This is a genomic window from Pedobacter gandavensis, from assembly GCF_032678465.1.
GTDB lineage: Bacteria > Bacteroidota > Bacteroidia > Sphingobacteriales > Sphingobacteriaceae > Pedobacter > Pedobacter gandavensis_B.
Window position 1 is genome coordinate 317569 of record NZ_JAVTSK010000002.1, and the last position, 16957, is coordinate 334525.

The 16957-nt window shown below is 40.3% G+C and carries 12 protein-coding genes; 5 read left to right on the top strand and 7 right to left on the bottom strand.

The features are described from left to right. Positions 1-133: 133 nt before the first annotated feature. The 3 genes from R2Q94_RS04435 to R2Q94_RS04445 all read right to left on the bottom strand — a co-directional run bounded on the left by R2Q94_RS04435 (position 134) and on the right by R2Q94_RS04445 (position 8310). Positions 134-6223, bottom strand: coding sequence for an MG2 domain-containing protein (locus R2Q94_RS04435; RefSeq protein WP_316820233.1), 6090 nt, complete (start codon positions 6221-6223; stop codon positions 134-136). A gap of 201 nt (positions 6224-6424) precedes the next feature. Further along, positions 6425-7804 (bottom strand): hypothetical protein, encoded by a 1380-nt coding sequence (locus R2Q94_RS04440; RefSeq protein ID WP_316820234.1) that lies wholly within the window; start codon positions 7802-7804, stop codon positions 6425-6427. Between the two features lie 38 nt (positions 7805-7842). Then, positions 7843-8310, bottom strand: coding sequence for a hypothetical protein (locus R2Q94_RS04445; protein WP_316820235.1), 468 nt, complete (start codon positions 8308-8310; stop codon positions 7843-7845). Positions 8311-8588: 278 nt separating this feature from the next. Here R2Q94_RS04445 and R2Q94_RS04450 point away from each other — a divergent pair, with 278 nt between their 5' ends. After that, positions 8589-10772 (top strand): catalase, encoded by a 2184-nt coding sequence (locus R2Q94_RS04450; protein WP_316820236.1) that lies wholly within the window; start codon positions 8589-8591, stop codon positions 10770-10772. A 60-nt stretch (positions 10773-10832) separates the two neighbouring features. Here the strand turns inward: R2Q94_RS04450 and R2Q94_RS04455 are convergent, their stop codons facing one another. Then, on the bottom strand, positions 10833-11309 hold the full coding sequence (locus R2Q94_RS04455) for an ankyrin repeat domain-containing protein (protein ID WP_316820237.1): 477 nt from the start codon (positions 11307-11309) through the stop codon (positions 10833-10835). Between the two features lie 164 nt (positions 11310-11473). Between R2Q94_RS04455 and R2Q94_RS04460 the strand changes: the two genes are divergently transcribed. After that, positions 11474-12427: a YihY/virulence factor BrkB family protein gene (locus R2Q94_RS04460; RefSeq protein ID WP_316820238.1), complete on the top strand. Its 954-nt coding sequence runs from the start codon at positions 11474-11476 to the stop codon at positions 12425-12427. Positions 12428-12443: 16 nt separating this feature from the next. Here the strand turns inward: R2Q94_RS04460 and R2Q94_RS04465 are convergent, their stop codons facing one another. After that, on the bottom strand, positions 12444-13115 hold the full coding sequence (locus tag R2Q94_RS04465; protein WP_316820239.1) for a DUF6766 family protein: 672 nt from the start codon (positions 13113-13115) through the stop codon (positions 12444-12446). A gap of 73 nt (positions 13116-13188) precedes the next feature. Between R2Q94_RS04465 and R2Q94_RS04470 the strand changes: the two genes are divergently transcribed. From R2Q94_RS04470 to R2Q94_RS04480, 3 genes are all read left to right on the top strand, one after another. Further along, on the top strand, positions 13189-14052 hold the full coding sequence (locus R2Q94_RS04470) for a helix-turn-helix transcriptional regulator (protein WP_316820240.1): 864 nt from the start codon (positions 13189-13191) through the stop codon (positions 14050-14052). Positions 14053-14159: 107 nt separating this feature from the next. Continuing rightward, positions 14160-15080 carry an NAD(P)/FAD-dependent oxidoreductase gene (locus tag R2Q94_RS04475; protein ID WP_316820241.1) on the top strand — a complete coding sequence of 307 codons (921 nt, stop codon included), beginning with the start codon at positions 14160-14162 and terminating at the stop codon, positions 15078-15080. Further along, positions 15077-15724 (top strand): class I SAM-dependent methyltransferase, encoded by a 648-nt coding sequence (locus R2Q94_RS04480; protein WP_316820242.1) that lies wholly within the window; start codon positions 15077-15079, stop codon positions 15722-15724. Before R2Q94_RS04475 ends, R2Q94_RS04480 begins: the two co-directional genes overlap by 4 nt. A gap of 64 nt (positions 15725-15788) precedes the next feature. Here R2Q94_RS04480 and R2Q94_RS04485 read toward each other — a convergent pair whose 3' ends face one another. After that, on the bottom strand, positions 15789-16232 hold the full coding sequence (locus tag R2Q94_RS04485; protein WP_316820243.1) for a hypothetical protein: 444 nt from the start codon (positions 16230-16232) through the stop codon (positions 15789-15791). Positions 16233-16263: 31 nt separating this feature from the next. Then, positions 16264-16857: a hypothetical protein gene (locus tag R2Q94_RS04490; RefSeq protein ID WP_316820244.1), complete on the bottom strand. Its 594-nt coding sequence runs from the start codon at positions 16855-16857 to the stop codon at positions 16264-16266. Positions 16858-16957: the final 100 nt, after the last annotated feature.

Here is a 16957-nt window from a genome sequence, read left to right on the forward strand (position 1 = left end):
AGCTTGGTTAGGTCATAACTGAAGGTCATTTTACACCAATCAGAAAACATGCTGAATGATCAAATCACAGGGATTTTGAGCATTATCGATATTTGTATATAGTACATTGTTTTAGATACCTCAAATAAAATTACTATTTAGTTTTAGATATGATATTCATTGAATTGCTATAGGCGGTAATTCCAGGTTGATATAAGCACTGTAACATGGCTGATCCGTTTCTGAAATTTCCTTCCTGACTTACCCTAACTTCATAACTGAATTCAGATCTGCCTGAGGGTAAGAAGTCAATAAAAAATTGTTGTCCACTATCTCTTATGGCCAGGTAATGTGGGATTCCATTCACGTACTTTTGTCCACTATTATTGTCAATAGGTTCAAAAGCTCCTGCTCGTTTGTCTTCAACTTGCAGAAAACGCAGTGGCTTCTGGCTTTCCACAGTAAGTACTACTTTAATTTTATCTCCTACTTTAACGCCAATACCAGGTTTAAGCTCCGACCAAACCGCTTGTTTTTGCTCAAAAATAAATAGCTTCTTGCAGAGCTTAACCTTGCGGTTGAGCGTATCAATAGGAGAGGATCCGCTAAAATAGAACCAGGTTAATCCCCCGGCAACTGCTTGTTTTGTACTGGTATTGATGGTCAACGGTGCGGAGAGCGGGACAAATTTTGTGGAGGTCCCGGTGAGGAGATCGTTGGAGAGACTAATGTTTTGGTCAGCGACCTTTGCCTGTAAAGTATCTGCCTGAAAACCTGATGTGATTTCAGTTGAAGATCCAATCATATTTATCGCAGCAGCAGTTCCTACCGTGCTGGCCCAATTGTTGTCTTGACGGGTACTTAATATCCATTTAAGCATTCCTTCTTTAACTGATTTGTCATCTGGGAATGCTTCAAATAACATTGCAATGGTTTCTTCTTTGGAATTGTCTAATTGATCGGCATCAGCGATCTCCTTCCAGCGCAATCCATGTTGCTCATCTTTAATTGCCTGTTGAAGAATATGCTTGCGTTGGGATTCAATTTTTGAGAAGATAGGCTCATTTGAATTTGTGTATTTTGAGGCGGTATTGATCCACAATGCCTGGTCATACAAACTGTTTTTAGCCTCTGTTTTTATTCCAAGATCAATAGTTTCTTTAATTTGCTTAGACACAAGAGGGGCTATGGGGTACTGTTCTTTCCACCAGGAACGGGCATAGGCATAATAAAGTGGGGCACTGACCTTGTTGTTCATGAAATGTAAATCTGCATAGGCGATCATTTTTTTGATGAATTCCTCATGACTTACAGGATTGGGTGCTTTCCAGCCTTCCTGATGAAGTTTGCCAAATCCGTTGATCAGGTAATTCGAAATCCAGTTGTTGTTTTGCCCTCCTTCAAACCAGGGCAATCCACCGTCTCCGTTTTGCATTTTGTATAATTTTTCCAGATGCTTAACTAATTTTTTGGCATTGGCAAGGGTATCTAAAGCTTCGTAAAGTAGGTTTTGCTGTTTTTTTGTACGATTATTCAGGTTTAACCATGGCATCGCCGCTTCAGTCAATTCATCGGGAAGTATGGTTGGCTGACTGCTGGTATCTGTAGCGTTTTTTTTGCTGGCCATTTTGAAGGACATCCCAATTGCAGCATCTGTTTTTATCAATTTCTTAGCCATATAGATGGCAAATACTTTATTGAAAGTCTGTTCTGCGCAGTCGTATGGATAATTCATCAAATAGGGTAAAGAATTAAGCACCGCGGCTTGTGGTTTAGGGTCTACAAAAAGACTAAGACCATAGATTTCGGCGTCTTTAGGTAAAGCAGGAACTTTGATCAAACTGTCTTTTTTAGAAAAGGCGATTGGGATTTGCTGGCGTACAAATATTTTCCTGGGAAGGATGGGAAGCGTATGTTCTTCTGCATCTGCAAAGCTTCCACCAGTAACAGTGGTTACAATTTTTAAAGGGTTCAACTGTCCCTCCGGTACTTTCAGGTAAAAACCTGCACTCGTCGTTTGTTTTGCACCTATTTTAATGCTTTTAATCGCTTCCCGACTGATAATTTTAGTGGTTAATACTTCTCCGGTTACGGCATCTTCAATGCTACAGCTCAGCTTCAATTCCATTCCCGCCGTATCTAAATTGCTGATCCTGCTTTTTAAAAACAACTCATCACCCTGATACAATAACCGGGGCATATTTGGCTGTACCATTAGACTAAGTTGTGTATGTAGTTTCCTTTCTGCATAAGCAAACAGACCTTTTTGTGTATGTGCCAGCATTTTCCAATTCCAGGCCGTTGCTGTTTGTGGCATAGTAAAGCTAAAAGTGTACAAGCCATTTTTATCCGCATAAATGTTTGGATAGAAGAAGGCGGTTTCATTAAAATCTTTGCGGATCACCGCTTGTGGTTCTGAAACATTCGGCAATATAATTTTACCTTTAGTGCTGATAATGAGTACGCCTTCAGCTGCCTGGGCGCCATAAAGTGCAGTGGCTTCTGCCCCCTTTAATTGCATGACATCCAGGTCTGAACCGAGCTGGTCCATCGATCCGGTGTAGGGAAGTCCGTCCAGGATAACCAGAGTTTTGTTCGTATTTAAAGTGCTGGTTCCACGAATTTTTATACTAGTGCTGGAATATCCACGCATAACCACAACTTCCTGTAAGGAATTGGATGCTCCTGGAGTACCTCCGATACTTAAGCCGGCAACTTTACCTTGTAATTGGTAATTAAACTCATTTTGATAGATATCGAAATCATTGATGTAAAGGTCATTCGTAAACCATCTACTTTCGTTTGCAATGCTATTTTTCGTTTGACTGATCTGATGACTCCAAAGGCTATAAAAAGGCCGATAATTATTATTCATTATAGGATTATTCCAGTAGTGTGGCTCGAGTAAATCCAATGAGGCGTCATACATTACGGTCATCAGCTGTGCAGCAATATTTTCTTTGGCAGTTTTAATGGAAATGCTAAAAGTCTCTTTTGCACCTGGAGCCAGTATTTTTCTGTACTTTTCAATAATAATTTCCGGTTCTGCTTTTACGTCTGAATTTAAATAGAGGTATTCCTGATTTTTATACAGTTGATTGTTCAGTACATAAAGTTTTGTGAATATCAGCTGATCTACAGCATTCTTTGGAATGATGAGGGGATAGCTCTGCAGCCCCTTAGGTTGATGCTGTTGATCATATGTTGTTTTTACAGTCAATCCCTTTGCTGTTTTTACATAGTAAGTCAAGGAGTAAGTTACATAGGCTTTGTCTACCGAAGCACTATAATAGTTTAGATGATCTCCAGCACTTACTATATTTTCTGGAAGATAACTAAAGTCTTTTAAAGCAGCCGGAACGGTTTCCGTCTCTGTATCGAAAATTTCAAAATTCCCTATGTACTTACCGCTGAGCTGATCCGATTTCTTAGTGCTGATGACCAACTCATAAACACCTGCGGGTAACAGATCTTTGTTGAATTCGTACTTTGCCTTCGCGTCAATTATCCGGCGTTCTATCTTTCGTTTTTCTTCTTTAGGAGCAGCGAAGATTTCCAGGTTTGGAAACCATCTTTTTAAATCGGAAACTGGGTATATCCACTGGTCCACCTCTTTATACGTATTGCTGTCAGTGACTTTTACCAGTTGATAAACGCTAATATCCAGTTGATCTGGCTGATAACGTTTGATTTCCGATTGCGCAGAAATCGTTAGAACCGGCAGTTTTTTTTTGTCATAGATTCGAGCCATAGTTGCATTGATTTTTACTGGCCAGGAAGAAATCAGATATTCAGCTTCCAACGTTGTGCTTTCGCCAGTAGATTCAGTAGCGACTGCTTCGAGACGATAATTAAATTGTTGCTCTTGCTCTTTGGTATTAAGCGAGTCCAGATTTATTGACTCTTTGACGCGAATCAATAATTCACCTTTTTCGTCGGTATAACCAAGGGTGTCGAGCAGTTCTATATTTGTTCCAGCGTATTTTATATATGGACTGGTATTTCTTTCCAATGTATATTCAATTTTTACATTTTGTATTGCTGCTCCACTAAATGATCTTATTTTGATTTTCAATTCAAAAGGTTCTCCGGGCATAGGTTGTTCCTTTGGCTTTTCCATGGTCATTTCCAGGCTTGGACGTTTGTATTCTTCTACTTTAAAATGCAAATCATTTGTGTTTAAAAATCTGCAGTCAATTTTCCAGGATCCTGGAATTGCATTTTTCGGTAGGAGGAAAGAACCGGAAGTACTACCATAAGCGTCTGGATCAAGTTTGATCGAATCTAATACCTGACCACTGGGATTTTGCAAATAGAGTTGAGATTTATTTTGCAGCAGCCACTTTTTGAAATGGGAGTTTGTGGCCTTACTGAAAACTTCATTTACTCCGGAGATGGGATTTTCTGTCAATAAAATGGCTTTGTAAAAGACCCTTTGCCCCGGCCTATAGATACTTCTGTCGATATAAATTGCTACACTTGCTTTGTCATCATAGAATTCATCAAGATCATCATATTCCTCCTTGTTATAGATTTTCAATTGTTGATTTAAGGTTGAATATTCATATTCATGCAATAAACTGTCTCCTTTTAAACTGAGGAGAAGTCTGTTGGCTTTTCTATCTCCAATTTGTACAAATCCCCGACTGTCGGAATGGAAGAGTTTTGATGTGATTTTATTATAATTATTAGGTTTGTAACTGGCGCTAACTGTTACATTTGAAATTGGCATCCCTGTCTTTCTGTTGAGCACCATAAACCGTTCACCATGATTAACCGCTACAAGATTTGTTACCACAAAAGGATGGATCTCCATCGCTGAAAAGTCACTGTTATTTTCTATCTCTTTTACAGAACTTAAAAGATAATATGCACCTGGAGGGAGTGCTTCCAATTTTAAATAGGCTGCATGTTTATCATAATCCTCTGTTAAAAGGGGTAGACTAAAAGTAGAGTCTCTAAAAGCGGGTTTGTGTAATAAGGTATTAATGAGTGTCCTGTTTTTCTCTGAGAGCTGTTCTTCAACTCCAACTTTGATGATTCTATAGTAAACCTTACTGATATTTCTATATTTTCCAGTAATTAAAATCGGTTGATCAGGAAGGTGTTTGTCTTGAGATTGGAACTGAAATTCTCTCGCGTTTATCTTTTTAAGCAGGACTGTTAAATGTTCCCAATAGACTGGGAATTGTGCTAATGCCTCTTTGTGCTGATCATATAATTTTACCGCAAGTCTCAGTTCTCCTTTGTATTGCGTTTCAAATTTGGCACCATATTTAATCCCGTTTAAATAATGAATCAAAAACAAGTGGTAAGCAGCGGTCGCATTAAGGAGGTTATATTTAGAATTTAGGTTTTCTTGCAGATACTTCTTCCAGGCAATTTTAACATCATCAATTCTATAGTTTTGACTGTAAAGTAGGTATTTGAAAAGCGCCTGGATATATAAGGATTTTTCTGGCCGAGCACTGTACTTTTCCATCCAGTCCAGATAGCATTTAATTAAGTGTTTATCTTCGGTTTTTGACAAAACTATTTTATGCAACTCCCTGTGCAATTCTTCGGGTTTGGATCGGATTAAACTGGCAGCTTGTTGCGCTGTTATCGAAATAGTTTGATTCTTATTTTTGGTCTCATAGCCTATGTTTTCAGAAATACTGAGATCAATGAGGTCAGGTTTGAATGGCAATTGCTTTGCATTGGAAGACAGCCAGCTGATGTCCTCCTTTATGGGTGATAATGCCGGGCTAAGCAGTATTAGAATATTGAAATGATCCCTGATGACACTATCTATTTGCTTTGGATTCATTGCCGCATAGTTGTATTTTAGGTTTCTGGTTTCATAAGTACTTTGTCTAAACCTTAAGTTTTTACGTTGAAATTGATCAAGTCGCCTGGCTTGCAAAAGGTGTATTACTGCTTTGAGCGTATTTGAAGAATGATCAACCAGCAATATGCTGTCCATAAAAGCACTATTTCTGAAATACAGACTATCCTCTGTTTTTAGATCTTTAATCTGCATATTATAGTAAGCATACCTGGCAAATTCGATGTCATTGCCTTTTGATCGGGCTCCCGATTGCCCTTTAATAACCTGACTTTGCGTTTCTTCGAGATTTTTTTTGGTGCTGATTGCGGTTTCGATCGGAGTCCAATTGTCACTAACCAGACTTTGGGCATGTGTAATATGTGTTGCTGTGATGAGGGTAAATACCAGGGCAACAAACAAGAAATGAGGCTTCATGGAAAAATATTTGAGCGTAATTATAATTCCGTTGAATATAGGTAATAAATTTCTTTATTAGAAGCGTGTTTTTTTTATGAATGAAGAAGGATTGAACTTAAAATACTCAGTTCTGCTCAAACTGTTTCCGCAGAATTCCCTTGAATTAGGATTTTATTATTAAGGGTTTCCCTTGCTATCAATTGCAAGGGAAACCCTGGATTATACGAGGTCTGCAATCTTTTTTAAGGCATCCAGACTCGGTAATATACAATAGGCAGTGCCTTTAGCGGTGACAAATTGCGGTAGCTTTTTGATTTCGATCTGTCCATTCTCTAACGGAATGCTAAAAGAAGTATCCGCTAGTTCTACACCTCTGTTGGCAATCAAAGCATCCTGTCCATGTGGCTTTTTTGGTTTTAAGGTATTAAAATTAGTGGCGTTGATCCAGGAATAGATCAATTCAAACTGAATGTCCAGGGAACCGCATAAAAACAGGCCAATTAAGCCACGTTCACCATGATAATCTTTCAAAACTACTGGAGCACCATAAGCCATTCCCCGCCTGATCAGTCTGGGTATTGGGCCCGGATGTTTCAATGGATCAGATCTCGGGTTTGATACTCGGTTATGGGCGGCAAATGGACATTTTTTGCCCTGCAGGTCATTGGTGTAATCAAAATCTGTGGACCGAACAGTATCTGGATCAGGTTCCTCAGGAGACAATTCCAAAGGTGAACCAATCAGCCATCGGCCATTGAGTTTTGCAGCCAGCCATTCCTTTGCGTAGTCCTGATCCCTGTTTAATTTAGGCGCAATGACCAGAGCTTGTTCCTCCAGGAAATCATCAAAGCACTTTACGTCCTGGGCTAACATTCTGAAGGCATTATAGCAGCCATCTTTGGCAAAAATGCCAGCAGCTGTGGCTGGTGGAGGACCAGGATCGGAGCCTGGAACAAAGCCAATTAAGAAATTTCCAAGACTGCTACTATCATCCAATGGGTCATCAGGTTTTAAATCTGGTTGGTCAATTCCATCCATATACCCGAAATGAATACTGTTTCTTGGATTTGTAGCATATTCTTCCAGTCTTTGACTGCCATTGTTGATGGGAAAATACTCTGTCATCTTTTGATCGTCGGCAGCTTGTTTTACAATAGATACCAGTCTCTGAAGATGCTCATCGCTGAGTGCATAGCAATGAACGATACAATCTACCGGTTTCTGCTCTGAACCAAAAACCCATTTACCGGGATCACTTTCACCAAGATCATTCAAAGAGAGTTGGGAATCATTACTGGTTGGACCATTTTTAAATACAGTTGGAAATGCCCCCAATTCATTTTTACTAAGATCACTGACGGTGCTGATTCCTGAAAATGTAAATCCGATATTCACCATCATATCAGGCTTAAGCAAGCCCCAGTTGTCCGCCGACTGTACATATGGATAGATTGCTTTAGTGAATTTTTTTGCGCCGGTTTTATCTTTATCCTGAAATTTAAAGATCATATGGCAGGAAAATGGATGGGTAAATCCACGAATCACCATGCCCTGAATATTGGATAATTGAGGGGAAGGGCTTTGATTGATAGTTGACATGATGGAGTTCATCTAAAAAATGGAGCAGCGATTAATTACTAATGAGATTGTGGCAGTATCGTTTCAGGAGGGAAACTGTCCGTGATGTCTTCAACAGTCTGTGGATAGGCTTGATAAAGTGCCGATTTTGCCCCAGATGGAGGCGTGTTGTTCAGGTTGTTATTGTTGATGAAATTTTGAAAACCAGTCAAATCAGTCACAGGTGGAGAAGGTGGGTCCAATGCAATTTTTGCGATGCCTGCAAAAGCTGCCTGAGTAGAAGGATTTTTCCAGAAAAATTCGAGATATGGATTCATTGGTCCATCAAAAGTGGTGATCAACAGGATGGCATTTATGCCTTCACTATTGGCATTTGGGATCAGTGCAACACGGGCATAATGTACAATACCAGATTTATCGAGTCCCGCCTGAACACTGCTCACAAATGTACTGTAAGCCAATTGAGCAGCTGCCTGCGAGAATCCGTCTTGTTTGATTGGTACGTAGAGCGTTAATGGATTTGCCATAAGGATGGTGATTAATAGTTTTACCTACTCTGTTTAGGCTTTTGGGTTTCCGCCTTTAGTTATACTGAAGCGTTAGGTCATTTTAATTACCTAAAGTTATTACTGAAGTGTGGTGGTTTTTAGGGTAATATTACTGGAATTTAAAATCAGGTATTTATACTCTTTTTTTGTGTGATCTGGAGATGGTATTCCTGAAATTAAATGGATGGTGTGTTTGTCCTACTGAAACAATTCCTGGTGCCGTTAGTTCTATGGGAAACATTATCAATTAAAAATCTATGGCAAAGCACAAATCCCTAAAAAAAAAGGGCAATCCACTGGATAATGAAAAGACTAAAAATTTGCATTCCCATACTGTGGATGCTACGGGAGAGTTCATGACCACTGATCATGGGCTCAGGATTAATAATGACCAAAATTCGCTCAAAGCCGGAGAGCGTGGAGCTACATTACTTGAAGATTTTATTTTAAGGGAGAAAATCACCCATTTTGATCATGAGCGAATTCCTGAGCGAATTGTTCATGCCCGTGGTTCCGGGGCACATGGTGTATTTAAATTGTATGAATCGCAATCCGCCTTTACAAAAGCCCACTTTTTAAATGATACCAATACAGAGACCCCTGTTTTTGTGCGTTTCTCTACAGTAGCTGGCTCCAAAGGTTCGACGGATTTGGCCAGAGATGTGCGGGGTTTTGCAGTTAAGTTTTATACTCAAGAAGGTAATTTTGACCTGGTGGGGAATAATATGCCTGTTTTCTTTATTCAGGATGCCATGAAATTTCCGGATCTGATCCATGCAGTAAAGCCAGAACCGGATCATGAAATGCCTCAGGCAGCCTCTGCCCATGATACTTTTTGGGATTTTATTTCAGTTATGCCGGAGTCAGCGCATATGATCATGTGGGCAATGAGTGACCGCGCGATTCCAAGAAGTTTAAGGATGATGGAGGGCTTTGGCGTCCATACCTTTAGATTGATCAATGAAAAAGGAGAGGGCTGTTTTGTCAAGTTTCATTGGAAGCCTTTATTGGGGCTGCACTCGGTGGCCTGGGATGAAGCTCAGAATATTTCCGGGAAGGATCCCGACTTTCATCGAAGAGATTTATGGGAAGCAATTGACAGTGGGGCTTTCCCTGAATGGGAGCTGGGTTTACAGATCGTTCCGGAAGCTGATGAATTCAGATTTGAATTTGACCTCCTTGACCCAACAAAACTTATTCCTGAAGAGTTGGTGCCAGTGCAGCGCATTGGGAAAATGACCTTAAATCGTAACCCTGAAAACTTCTTTGCAGAAACGGAGCAGGTTGCCTTCCATGTTGGTCATATTGTTCCAGGAATAGATTTTAGTAATGATCCGCTGTTACAAGGAAGACTGTTTTCTTATACAGATACCCAATTGATCAGACTTGGAGGACCCAATTTTCATGAAATTCCTATTAACAGGCCAGTTGTACCTGTTCACAACAACCAACGTGATGGTTTTATGCGTCAAACCATCAATAGGGGTAAAACAAGTTATGGACCAAACATCTTGGGCAACAATGATCCACAACAAGCCAAAGTAGCAGAAGGAGGTTTTACTTCATACCAGGAACGTATAGATGCCAAAAAGGTAAGGGCTAGAAGTAAGAGTTTTTTTGATCATTTTAGTCAGGCTACCTTGTTCTTCAATAGTCAATCAGAACCAGAAAAAAATCATATTAAAGATGCCTTGAGCTTTGAACTCGGGAAGTTAAAGACGGTAGCTATCCGGGAAAGAATGCTGGGTATTCTGATGATGATTGATCAGAAGCTTGCTGAAGATGTAGCCTTGGCACTCGGATTACCAATGCCAAAAAAACCTCAGGAACCGATCAACTATAGCATTCCAGCTGATGGCAATCAAGCTGATTTTGAGCCAATAGTAGTAAAAAGTAGCTTGAAGGAATCTGCGGCATTGAGTATGCTGAATACAGTAAAGAATACCATTAAAACAAGAAAAATAGCTTTTCTGGCTGCCGACGGCCTGGATGCTGGCGCTTTGGATACTGTTAAAAAAGCGCTACTTGCTGAAGGTGCTGTTGTTGAGATTATTGCACCAAAACTGGGTGCTGTGAAGGCGCAAGATGGTACTGAGTTTCCTGTAGATCAAAGCTTCCTGACTGCTGCTTCAGTGCTTTATGATGCAGTTTATGTAGTTGGGGGTGCAGCAGAAATACTGAAAGGGGAGGCTAATGCCCTTCACTTTGTCAATGAAGCTTTTAAGCATTGCAAAGCAATTGCGCTGGATAAACAATCCATCAAATTTATAGAGTTGACGTATCTTTCAGAAAGGCTAGCTAAAGATCCTTCAGATAAGAGTATGCTTGATGAAGGTATTATCGTTGAAGCCGATCAGGTTTTACTGGCCAAACAATTTATAAAGGCGATAGCCCAGCATCGTTTCTGGGAGCGGGAGAAAATGAGAAAAGTTCCTGCCTAAATATTTATTTAAAACAAAAAATGCCCGGTATTGCCAGGCATTTTTTGTGGTGATCGGAATTTATGGAGCAGTCAGTAGTTTAATCGCTTCCACATTACCTTGTTGAGCCGCCAGATCTATAGCAGTTAGTCCACGGGAATCAAGTAATGTGCGATCCGCACCATGCTCGAGTAGTAGACTCACGATATCATTTCTGCCAAACATGGCCGCAAACATCAATGCTGTTCCTCCATTGCCATGCTGGATGTTTAGGTCAGCGCCATTACGAATCAGCAGTTCCACAACATTATGGTATCCTTTAAATGATGCTCCCATTAGGGCGGTATTGCCTCCATGATCCTGGGAATTGACTGCTGCCCCGTTTTCAATCAGTAATTGGGCTGCAGGATATTGACGATTGTAGCAGGCAATAATTAATGCGGTATACCCCTTTTCGTCGCTGGCATTAAGATCCGCCTCCAGTCGTATTAATTCTTTTAAAATCTCCAGATTCCCAAGTCGTGCAGCATGAATGGTAGTTTGCGGATGGTGTATCATATGCTTTAGCATTTTTAATGAGTCAGTTGAATCCCTAGAACATTCCGCAGTAAAAGTGGTTTTAAATTTCTGAATTCATTGTTTTGCTGGAAGGAATCATTGAATTGGTACAGCAATTGAATGCAGTATATCATCAAATAGAATAAAATAAAAGCAACGATCAGATGACAAGAACAAAAAGAGCACATTTTAAAGGAGTATGGAACATATTGAAAGCCACCTTTACAGGGTTCAACGACCATAAAGTGACCAAATTGAGTGGGTCTTTGGCTTATTACACTGTTTTTTCTATGGCGCCACTTTTAGTAGTGGTGATCTCTCTTTGTGGGATTTTCCTTGGTCAGGAAGCTGCACAAGGTAAGATTTATGAGCAGCTGGCGGGTTTCATGGGGAAGGCAACGGCACTACAACTCCAGGAAATCGTTGCTAAGGCAGCGATAGCTGAGAAAGGAACGGTTGCATTTACCATAGGAATTGTGACACTTTTAATAGGAGCGACTACCGTATTTGCTGACATTCAGGATTCTATCAACAGTATTTGGGGACTCAAAGCGAAACCTAAGCGTGGCTGGCTAAAAATGCTGCAAAATAGGTTTCTTTCTTTTTCAGTCATCATCAGTCTGGGCTTTATCTTATTGGTATCATTGGCCATTACTGCAGTTCTGGATGGTTTTAATGCGCGCCTTCAAGCCCGGTATTCAGAAGTCTCAGTCGTGGTGTTTTATGTGTTGAACCAGATCCTGACGTTAGCGGTCATCTCCCTCATTTTTGCAGTGATTTTTAAAGTGCTTCCGGATGCCAATATTAAGTGGAAGGATGTACTCTTTGGTTCTGTAGTCACCGCTATTTTATTCATGTTGGGTAAATCCGGTATTTCAATTTACATCGGACAGAGTGATGTAGGAAGCACCTATGGAGCTGCAGGTTCACTCGTTATTTTATTGTTATGGACCTATTATTCGTCCATCATTCTGTATGTAGGGGCAGAGTTTACAAAAGCATATGCAGTGGCTTATGGTTCTGAAATCCTTCCTTCCCAATATGCAGTAACTACTAAGGAAATTGAAGTAGAAACAGGGCATGATTCTGTTCAGCAAAATGCGAAAATACCTCAGTAAATAAAATAAAAAGGTATTATTTACCAGTTTCCATATGCGGAGTATCAACTGGCTTGGATTCGGGAGAACCTTTTTGTCGCAGGTAAATCGTGAAAAATACAATGGCACCTACAGAAAGGAATTCGCTTTGCCAGTTTTGAAAAGTCTCAAACCAGAATTCTGGTAGACCAAGATAGGCCATCAATGATTCCTGAGGCAAATTCTTTGCTGCATGTTCCACGTTATGGTTCTGCCAGCTACCATAAAGATGCAATCCCCAGCTCAGCAGGAACAAGATCGCAAAAGTGATAGATAGGGAGTTACTATATAGCTTTAACATCCATCCGCCTTTTCTTACCGGCCAGGGAGCATTTTTAGATACTTTGGGGGTTCTGTCTACTTCCTCAGCTTCAGTTAGCGATTTGGATTCTGCAGAACCAATCTGGCGTAAAGAAACGGTCAGCAATACATAGAGGGTCATTTGCAGGAATTCACTTTCGAAATTTTCAAAAGTGGCAGAGATGAAATGACCGCTTTTTAAGTAAGCACCTAAAGAAAGCCCGGCGACATTATTTTCCTTTAAATCCTGGTTATGCTGATTCCAGCCGGTTAGGGCCTGGGCAATAAGTGTAATGAAGAATAAAGACAGGAAAACTATGCTGAGTCCGTTCCTGTAAAAGTAACTGTGTTGTTTCGCCTTCGATTTCATAGGGCCTGCTTTCCGACCATAACCGTTCGACGAATATTTTGTTTTACTTTACAAATAAATAAATTTGCATTTCATGAAGCCCATCCCGATCCGACATATCAACGGTACCCTCAAAGAACCTGCCTTTTCAGAAAGCTTTGATATCGTGGATATCCATCAATACCTGTCGGGAAAGATCATGATACAGGAACTCCACCGCCATAGTTTTTATTATGTATTGGTGTTGGAAAAAGGAAGCGGAGAGCATCGGATCGACTTTGAAACCTATATGATTCAGGATTATTGCCTGTTTTTTATGAGACCCGGACAAGTTCATGAAATCGTAATTTCAAGTGAAAGCACAGGCTATTTACTAAAGTTTAGTAAGGATTTTTATGCGCCAACAGAGGCCTCTTCCAAACAGGTACTCAGGAAAATAAGCAACAAAAACTTCTGGGTATTGGAGGAGGGCAAAATGAAGGAGATCCTCTTGATTTTGAGCAATATCTTTAGGGAGAACAATGCGCAGCAGGAACGATATTTGGAGACAATTCAGGCTTATTTAAGCGTGTTTTTTATTGCGCTTTTAAGACAGCGGGAAGCCAAAGATCTGGAGAATAGTCACCATGACTATATGCAGGAGCGCCTGGAAGAATTTCATGAACTCATCAGGATTTCAGCAACGCAACACAAACAGCTTTCTTACTATAGTCAGCAGCTGAATCTAACCCCGTACCAGTTAAATGCAATTACTAAAACTACTTTAGGTAAAACCAGTAGAGAAGTGATCATAGATTACCTCATCTTAGAAGCCAAAAGAAACCTTTTGGCAAGTTCCAATCAGGTCAGCCAAATCGCATGGCATCTTGGTTATGAAGATGTGTCTTATTTTGTAAGATTTTTCAAAAAACACACGGGTTACTCACCAGAGGCCTTCAGAAAAAACTTCAAATTATAGCTTTCGGAGAGAAACTCATCATCCGTCCTATACTATTCAAATTTTGTCCTATCCCTTCCTTTCTGTTAATAGAGACCTTTGTATAAGAAATTCAAAATACAACAGATATGAAGGACAACAATCAATTCGATATCATTATTATTGGAGGCAGTTATTCAGGACTTTCTGCTGCGATGGCACTCGGGCGGGCATTAAAAAATGTACTGATTATTGACAGCGGAAAACCATGTAATGCACAAACTCCTTTCTCACATAATTTCCTAACCCAGGATGGGAAAAGACCAGCAGAAATTGCTCAGTTCGGACGGGCTGAGGTAGAAAGATATGATACTGTGAAATTTTACAATGGTTGGGCTGGATATGGTTCAAAAACAGCTCAGGGCTTTGAAATCCAGGTCGAATCTGGAGAGACATTTAAAGCTGATAAATTAATTTTTGCAACCGGAATTAAAGATGTTTTACCAGCTATCGATGGATTCGCAGCCTGCTGGGGGATTTCGGCCATTCATTGCCCTTATTGCCATGGTTATGAAGTAAAAGGTCAAAAAACAGGGATCCTGGGTAAGGGCGAAGCTGGTTATGACCTGACTGCCCTCATCTCAAACTGGACATCCGAATTAACCCTCTTTACAAATGGTACTTCCATGTTGACTACTGAACAATTAGAACAGCTTAAGCAGCGTAAAGTCCAGGTAGTAGAAAAAGAAATTGAGCGATTTGAACATCATAATGGTTACATCGAACAGCTGATTTTTAAGGACCATACTGCTTCAGCAGTTCAGGTTATTTACTCTAGAAATCCTTTTGAACAACATTGCGCCATCCCTGAGTCTTTAGGCTGTGAACTTAGTGCAGATGGTTTTGTCAAGGTGGATCAATTTCAGCAAACCTCTATAGCAGGCATTTTTGCTTGTGGAGATAATACCACACGTTTGCGTTCAGTAGCCAATGCAGTGGCTATGGGTGCCATAGCGGGTGCTAGTGCAGCTAATCAAATGATTTTTGAACAATTTAAATCCATATCATGAGTAAGAAAACCTGGAATGAAGCCTACAAAGAGAGGTGGGATGAGCGATACAAAACGCCTGAATTTGCCTACGGAAAAGAACCCAATTTGTTTTTCAAAGACTGGCTGCAGAAATTAAAACCTGGCTCCATATTGATGCCTGCAGAAGGTGAAGGGCGTAACGGTGTGTATGCAGCGCAATTGGACTGGAAGGTAACGGCCTTCGATTTAAGTGTAGAAGGACAAACAAAGGCATTAGCACTGGCAAAAGAGAAAGCGGTTTCCATTAAATATCTTGTTGGGAGTCTGGAAGACCTGGAGTTTGAAGAGGAATCATTTGATGTAATTGCACTGATTTATGCTCATTTTTCTGCGGATAGCAAATCTGTGTTTCATCAAAAATTACAAGGTTATCTTAAACCAGGTGGCCTGATCCTGATGGAAGCTTTCAGCAAAGCTCATCTGAAATTTAATGCGGTTGATCCTAAAGTTGGCGGTCCAAAAGAAGAGGATATGTTGTTCTCTATTGCAGAAATCAAAACCGATTTTAAAGGATTTGAAACCTTATTGCTGGAAGAACAAATCGTCGTTTTAGAGGAAGGTCAATACCATAGGGGAGAAAGTGCTGTTCTTAGATTTGTAGGTAAAAAATTAATGAATCCGTAAATAAAAAAGGAGACCCGTTCATTTCAATTAATAGGTCTCCTTTTAAGTTCATTTATGCATGCTTTTAACCATTTAGGGTGATTTTACCGATCCTGTCGGTCATCATTTCAGTAAACCAAAGATTCCCCTCATGGTCTTTCCTGATGCGGTGCATCATTACCGAACGACTTGGAACAACATGACTGGAAAAAGGGATGCCATTGACCGCCTGTCCACACAATTCTCTGATTGATGGATCAAACTTAATGAAATAGTCGCTACCTCCTGGCACCGGGTTGTTCGTATCTACATAAACCTGTACCCATAAATTCATTTCATTATCAAAGCATAAAGAGGCTAGAATGTCGTTATTTTGAACCACTGGGACAGGATATTCACTGATCTTACCCATTGCATCTATTTTGCAGACATGGCGTCCACTTTCCTGAGTAAACCACATGCAATCATTAATAGGATTCGGAATAATGGCTATTGGTCTGCTGTTTGGGGTAGGTATTTTGTATTCCACAAGTCCGTTTGCAGAGAAATTGAGGATTTGGTTACCTAATAGTTCTGTTCCCCAGATCCCTGTTCCCCTGCCTGCATTCAGAAATATCGGTAAAGCAGCCAGTAGCTAATTCGTAATGTGTAACTGTTCCATCTGCCGAAATTTTGCCAATCGTACTGGTTCGCTTTCCTGTAAACCAAATACTTTCTCCGTCAGCATCTAATCCAATGCCGTGTGGCGCAGTATTCAGTATAAATCCTGAAGCGTCGTTCGTATGAATTCTAACATCCACTCTTTGTACAATATTGCCATCTTCATCTAAGCGAACGACCTCTCCGGAAAACTCAAGAGATACCCATAACCTGCCTTTGCCATCAATCAGGAGGCCATGAGGGCCAGTGTCAAGATCTCCATGACGCATGTCATAATAAGTAATGACTTCCCCCTGAAAATTGAGCTTAGCTACGAGGTTCATATTCTGTCCGCTCACAAAAATGAATTGCTCATTCATGACCAACTCATGCGTGGAGCCGCGTTCAGACGCACTGCGTACAGGCCAGTTTAATGGGAATTCTGTTATGTTTCCAAGAGTTGATGGGGCAGTACAGTTCGTTTCGGTGAATTGCATATCCATGTCTATTTCCATAAGATCAATTTTTAAGTCTGATTGCCTAAAGCTATCAACTTTATGGTTTGATTTTTAGCGTATTAATAGGGGTATTTAAAAACAGGTATTTATACTGTAC

Coding starts and splice junctions, on each gene's coding strand:
- R2Q94_RS04460 (WP_316820238.1), top strand. CDS start 11,474: ATGACAAGAACAAAAAGAGCACATTTTAAAGGAGTATGGAACATATTG.
- R2Q94_RS04470 (WP_316820240.1), top strand. CDS start 13,189: ATGAAGCCCATCCCGATCCGACATATCAACGGTACCCTCAAAGAACCT.
- R2Q94_RS04450 (WP_316820236.1), top strand. CDS start 8,589: ATGGCAAAGCACAAATCCCTAAAAAAAAAGGGCAATCCACTGGATAAT.
- R2Q94_RS04475 (WP_316820241.1), top strand. CDS start 14,160: ATGAAGGACAACAATCAATTCGATATCATTATTATTGGAGGCAGTTAT.
- R2Q94_RS04435 (WP_316820233.1), bottom strand. CDS start 6,223: ATGAAGCCTCATTTCTTGTTTGTTGCCCTGGTATTTACCCTCATCACA.
- R2Q94_RS04465 (WP_316820239.1), bottom strand. CDS start 13,115: ATGAAATCGAAGGCGAAACAACACAGTTACTTTTACAGGAACGGACTC.
- R2Q94_RS04445 (WP_316820235.1), bottom strand. CDS start 8,310: ATGGCAAATCCATTAACGCTCTACGTACCAATCAAACAAGACGGATTC.
- R2Q94_RS04455 (WP_316820237.1), bottom strand. CDS start 11,309: ATGATACACCATCCGCAAACTACCATTCATGCTGCACGACTTGGGAAT.
- R2Q94_RS04440 (WP_316820234.1), bottom strand. CDS start 7,804: ATGTCAACTATCAATCAAAGCCCTTCCCCTCAATTATCCAATATTCAG.
- R2Q94_RS04480 (WP_316820242.1), top strand. CDS start 15,077: ATGAGTAAGAAAACCTGGAATGAAGCCTACAAAGAGAGGTGGGATGAG.
- R2Q94_RS04490 (WP_316820244.1), bottom strand. CDS start 16,857: ATGGAAATAGACATGGATATGCAATTCACCGAAACGAACTGTACTGCC.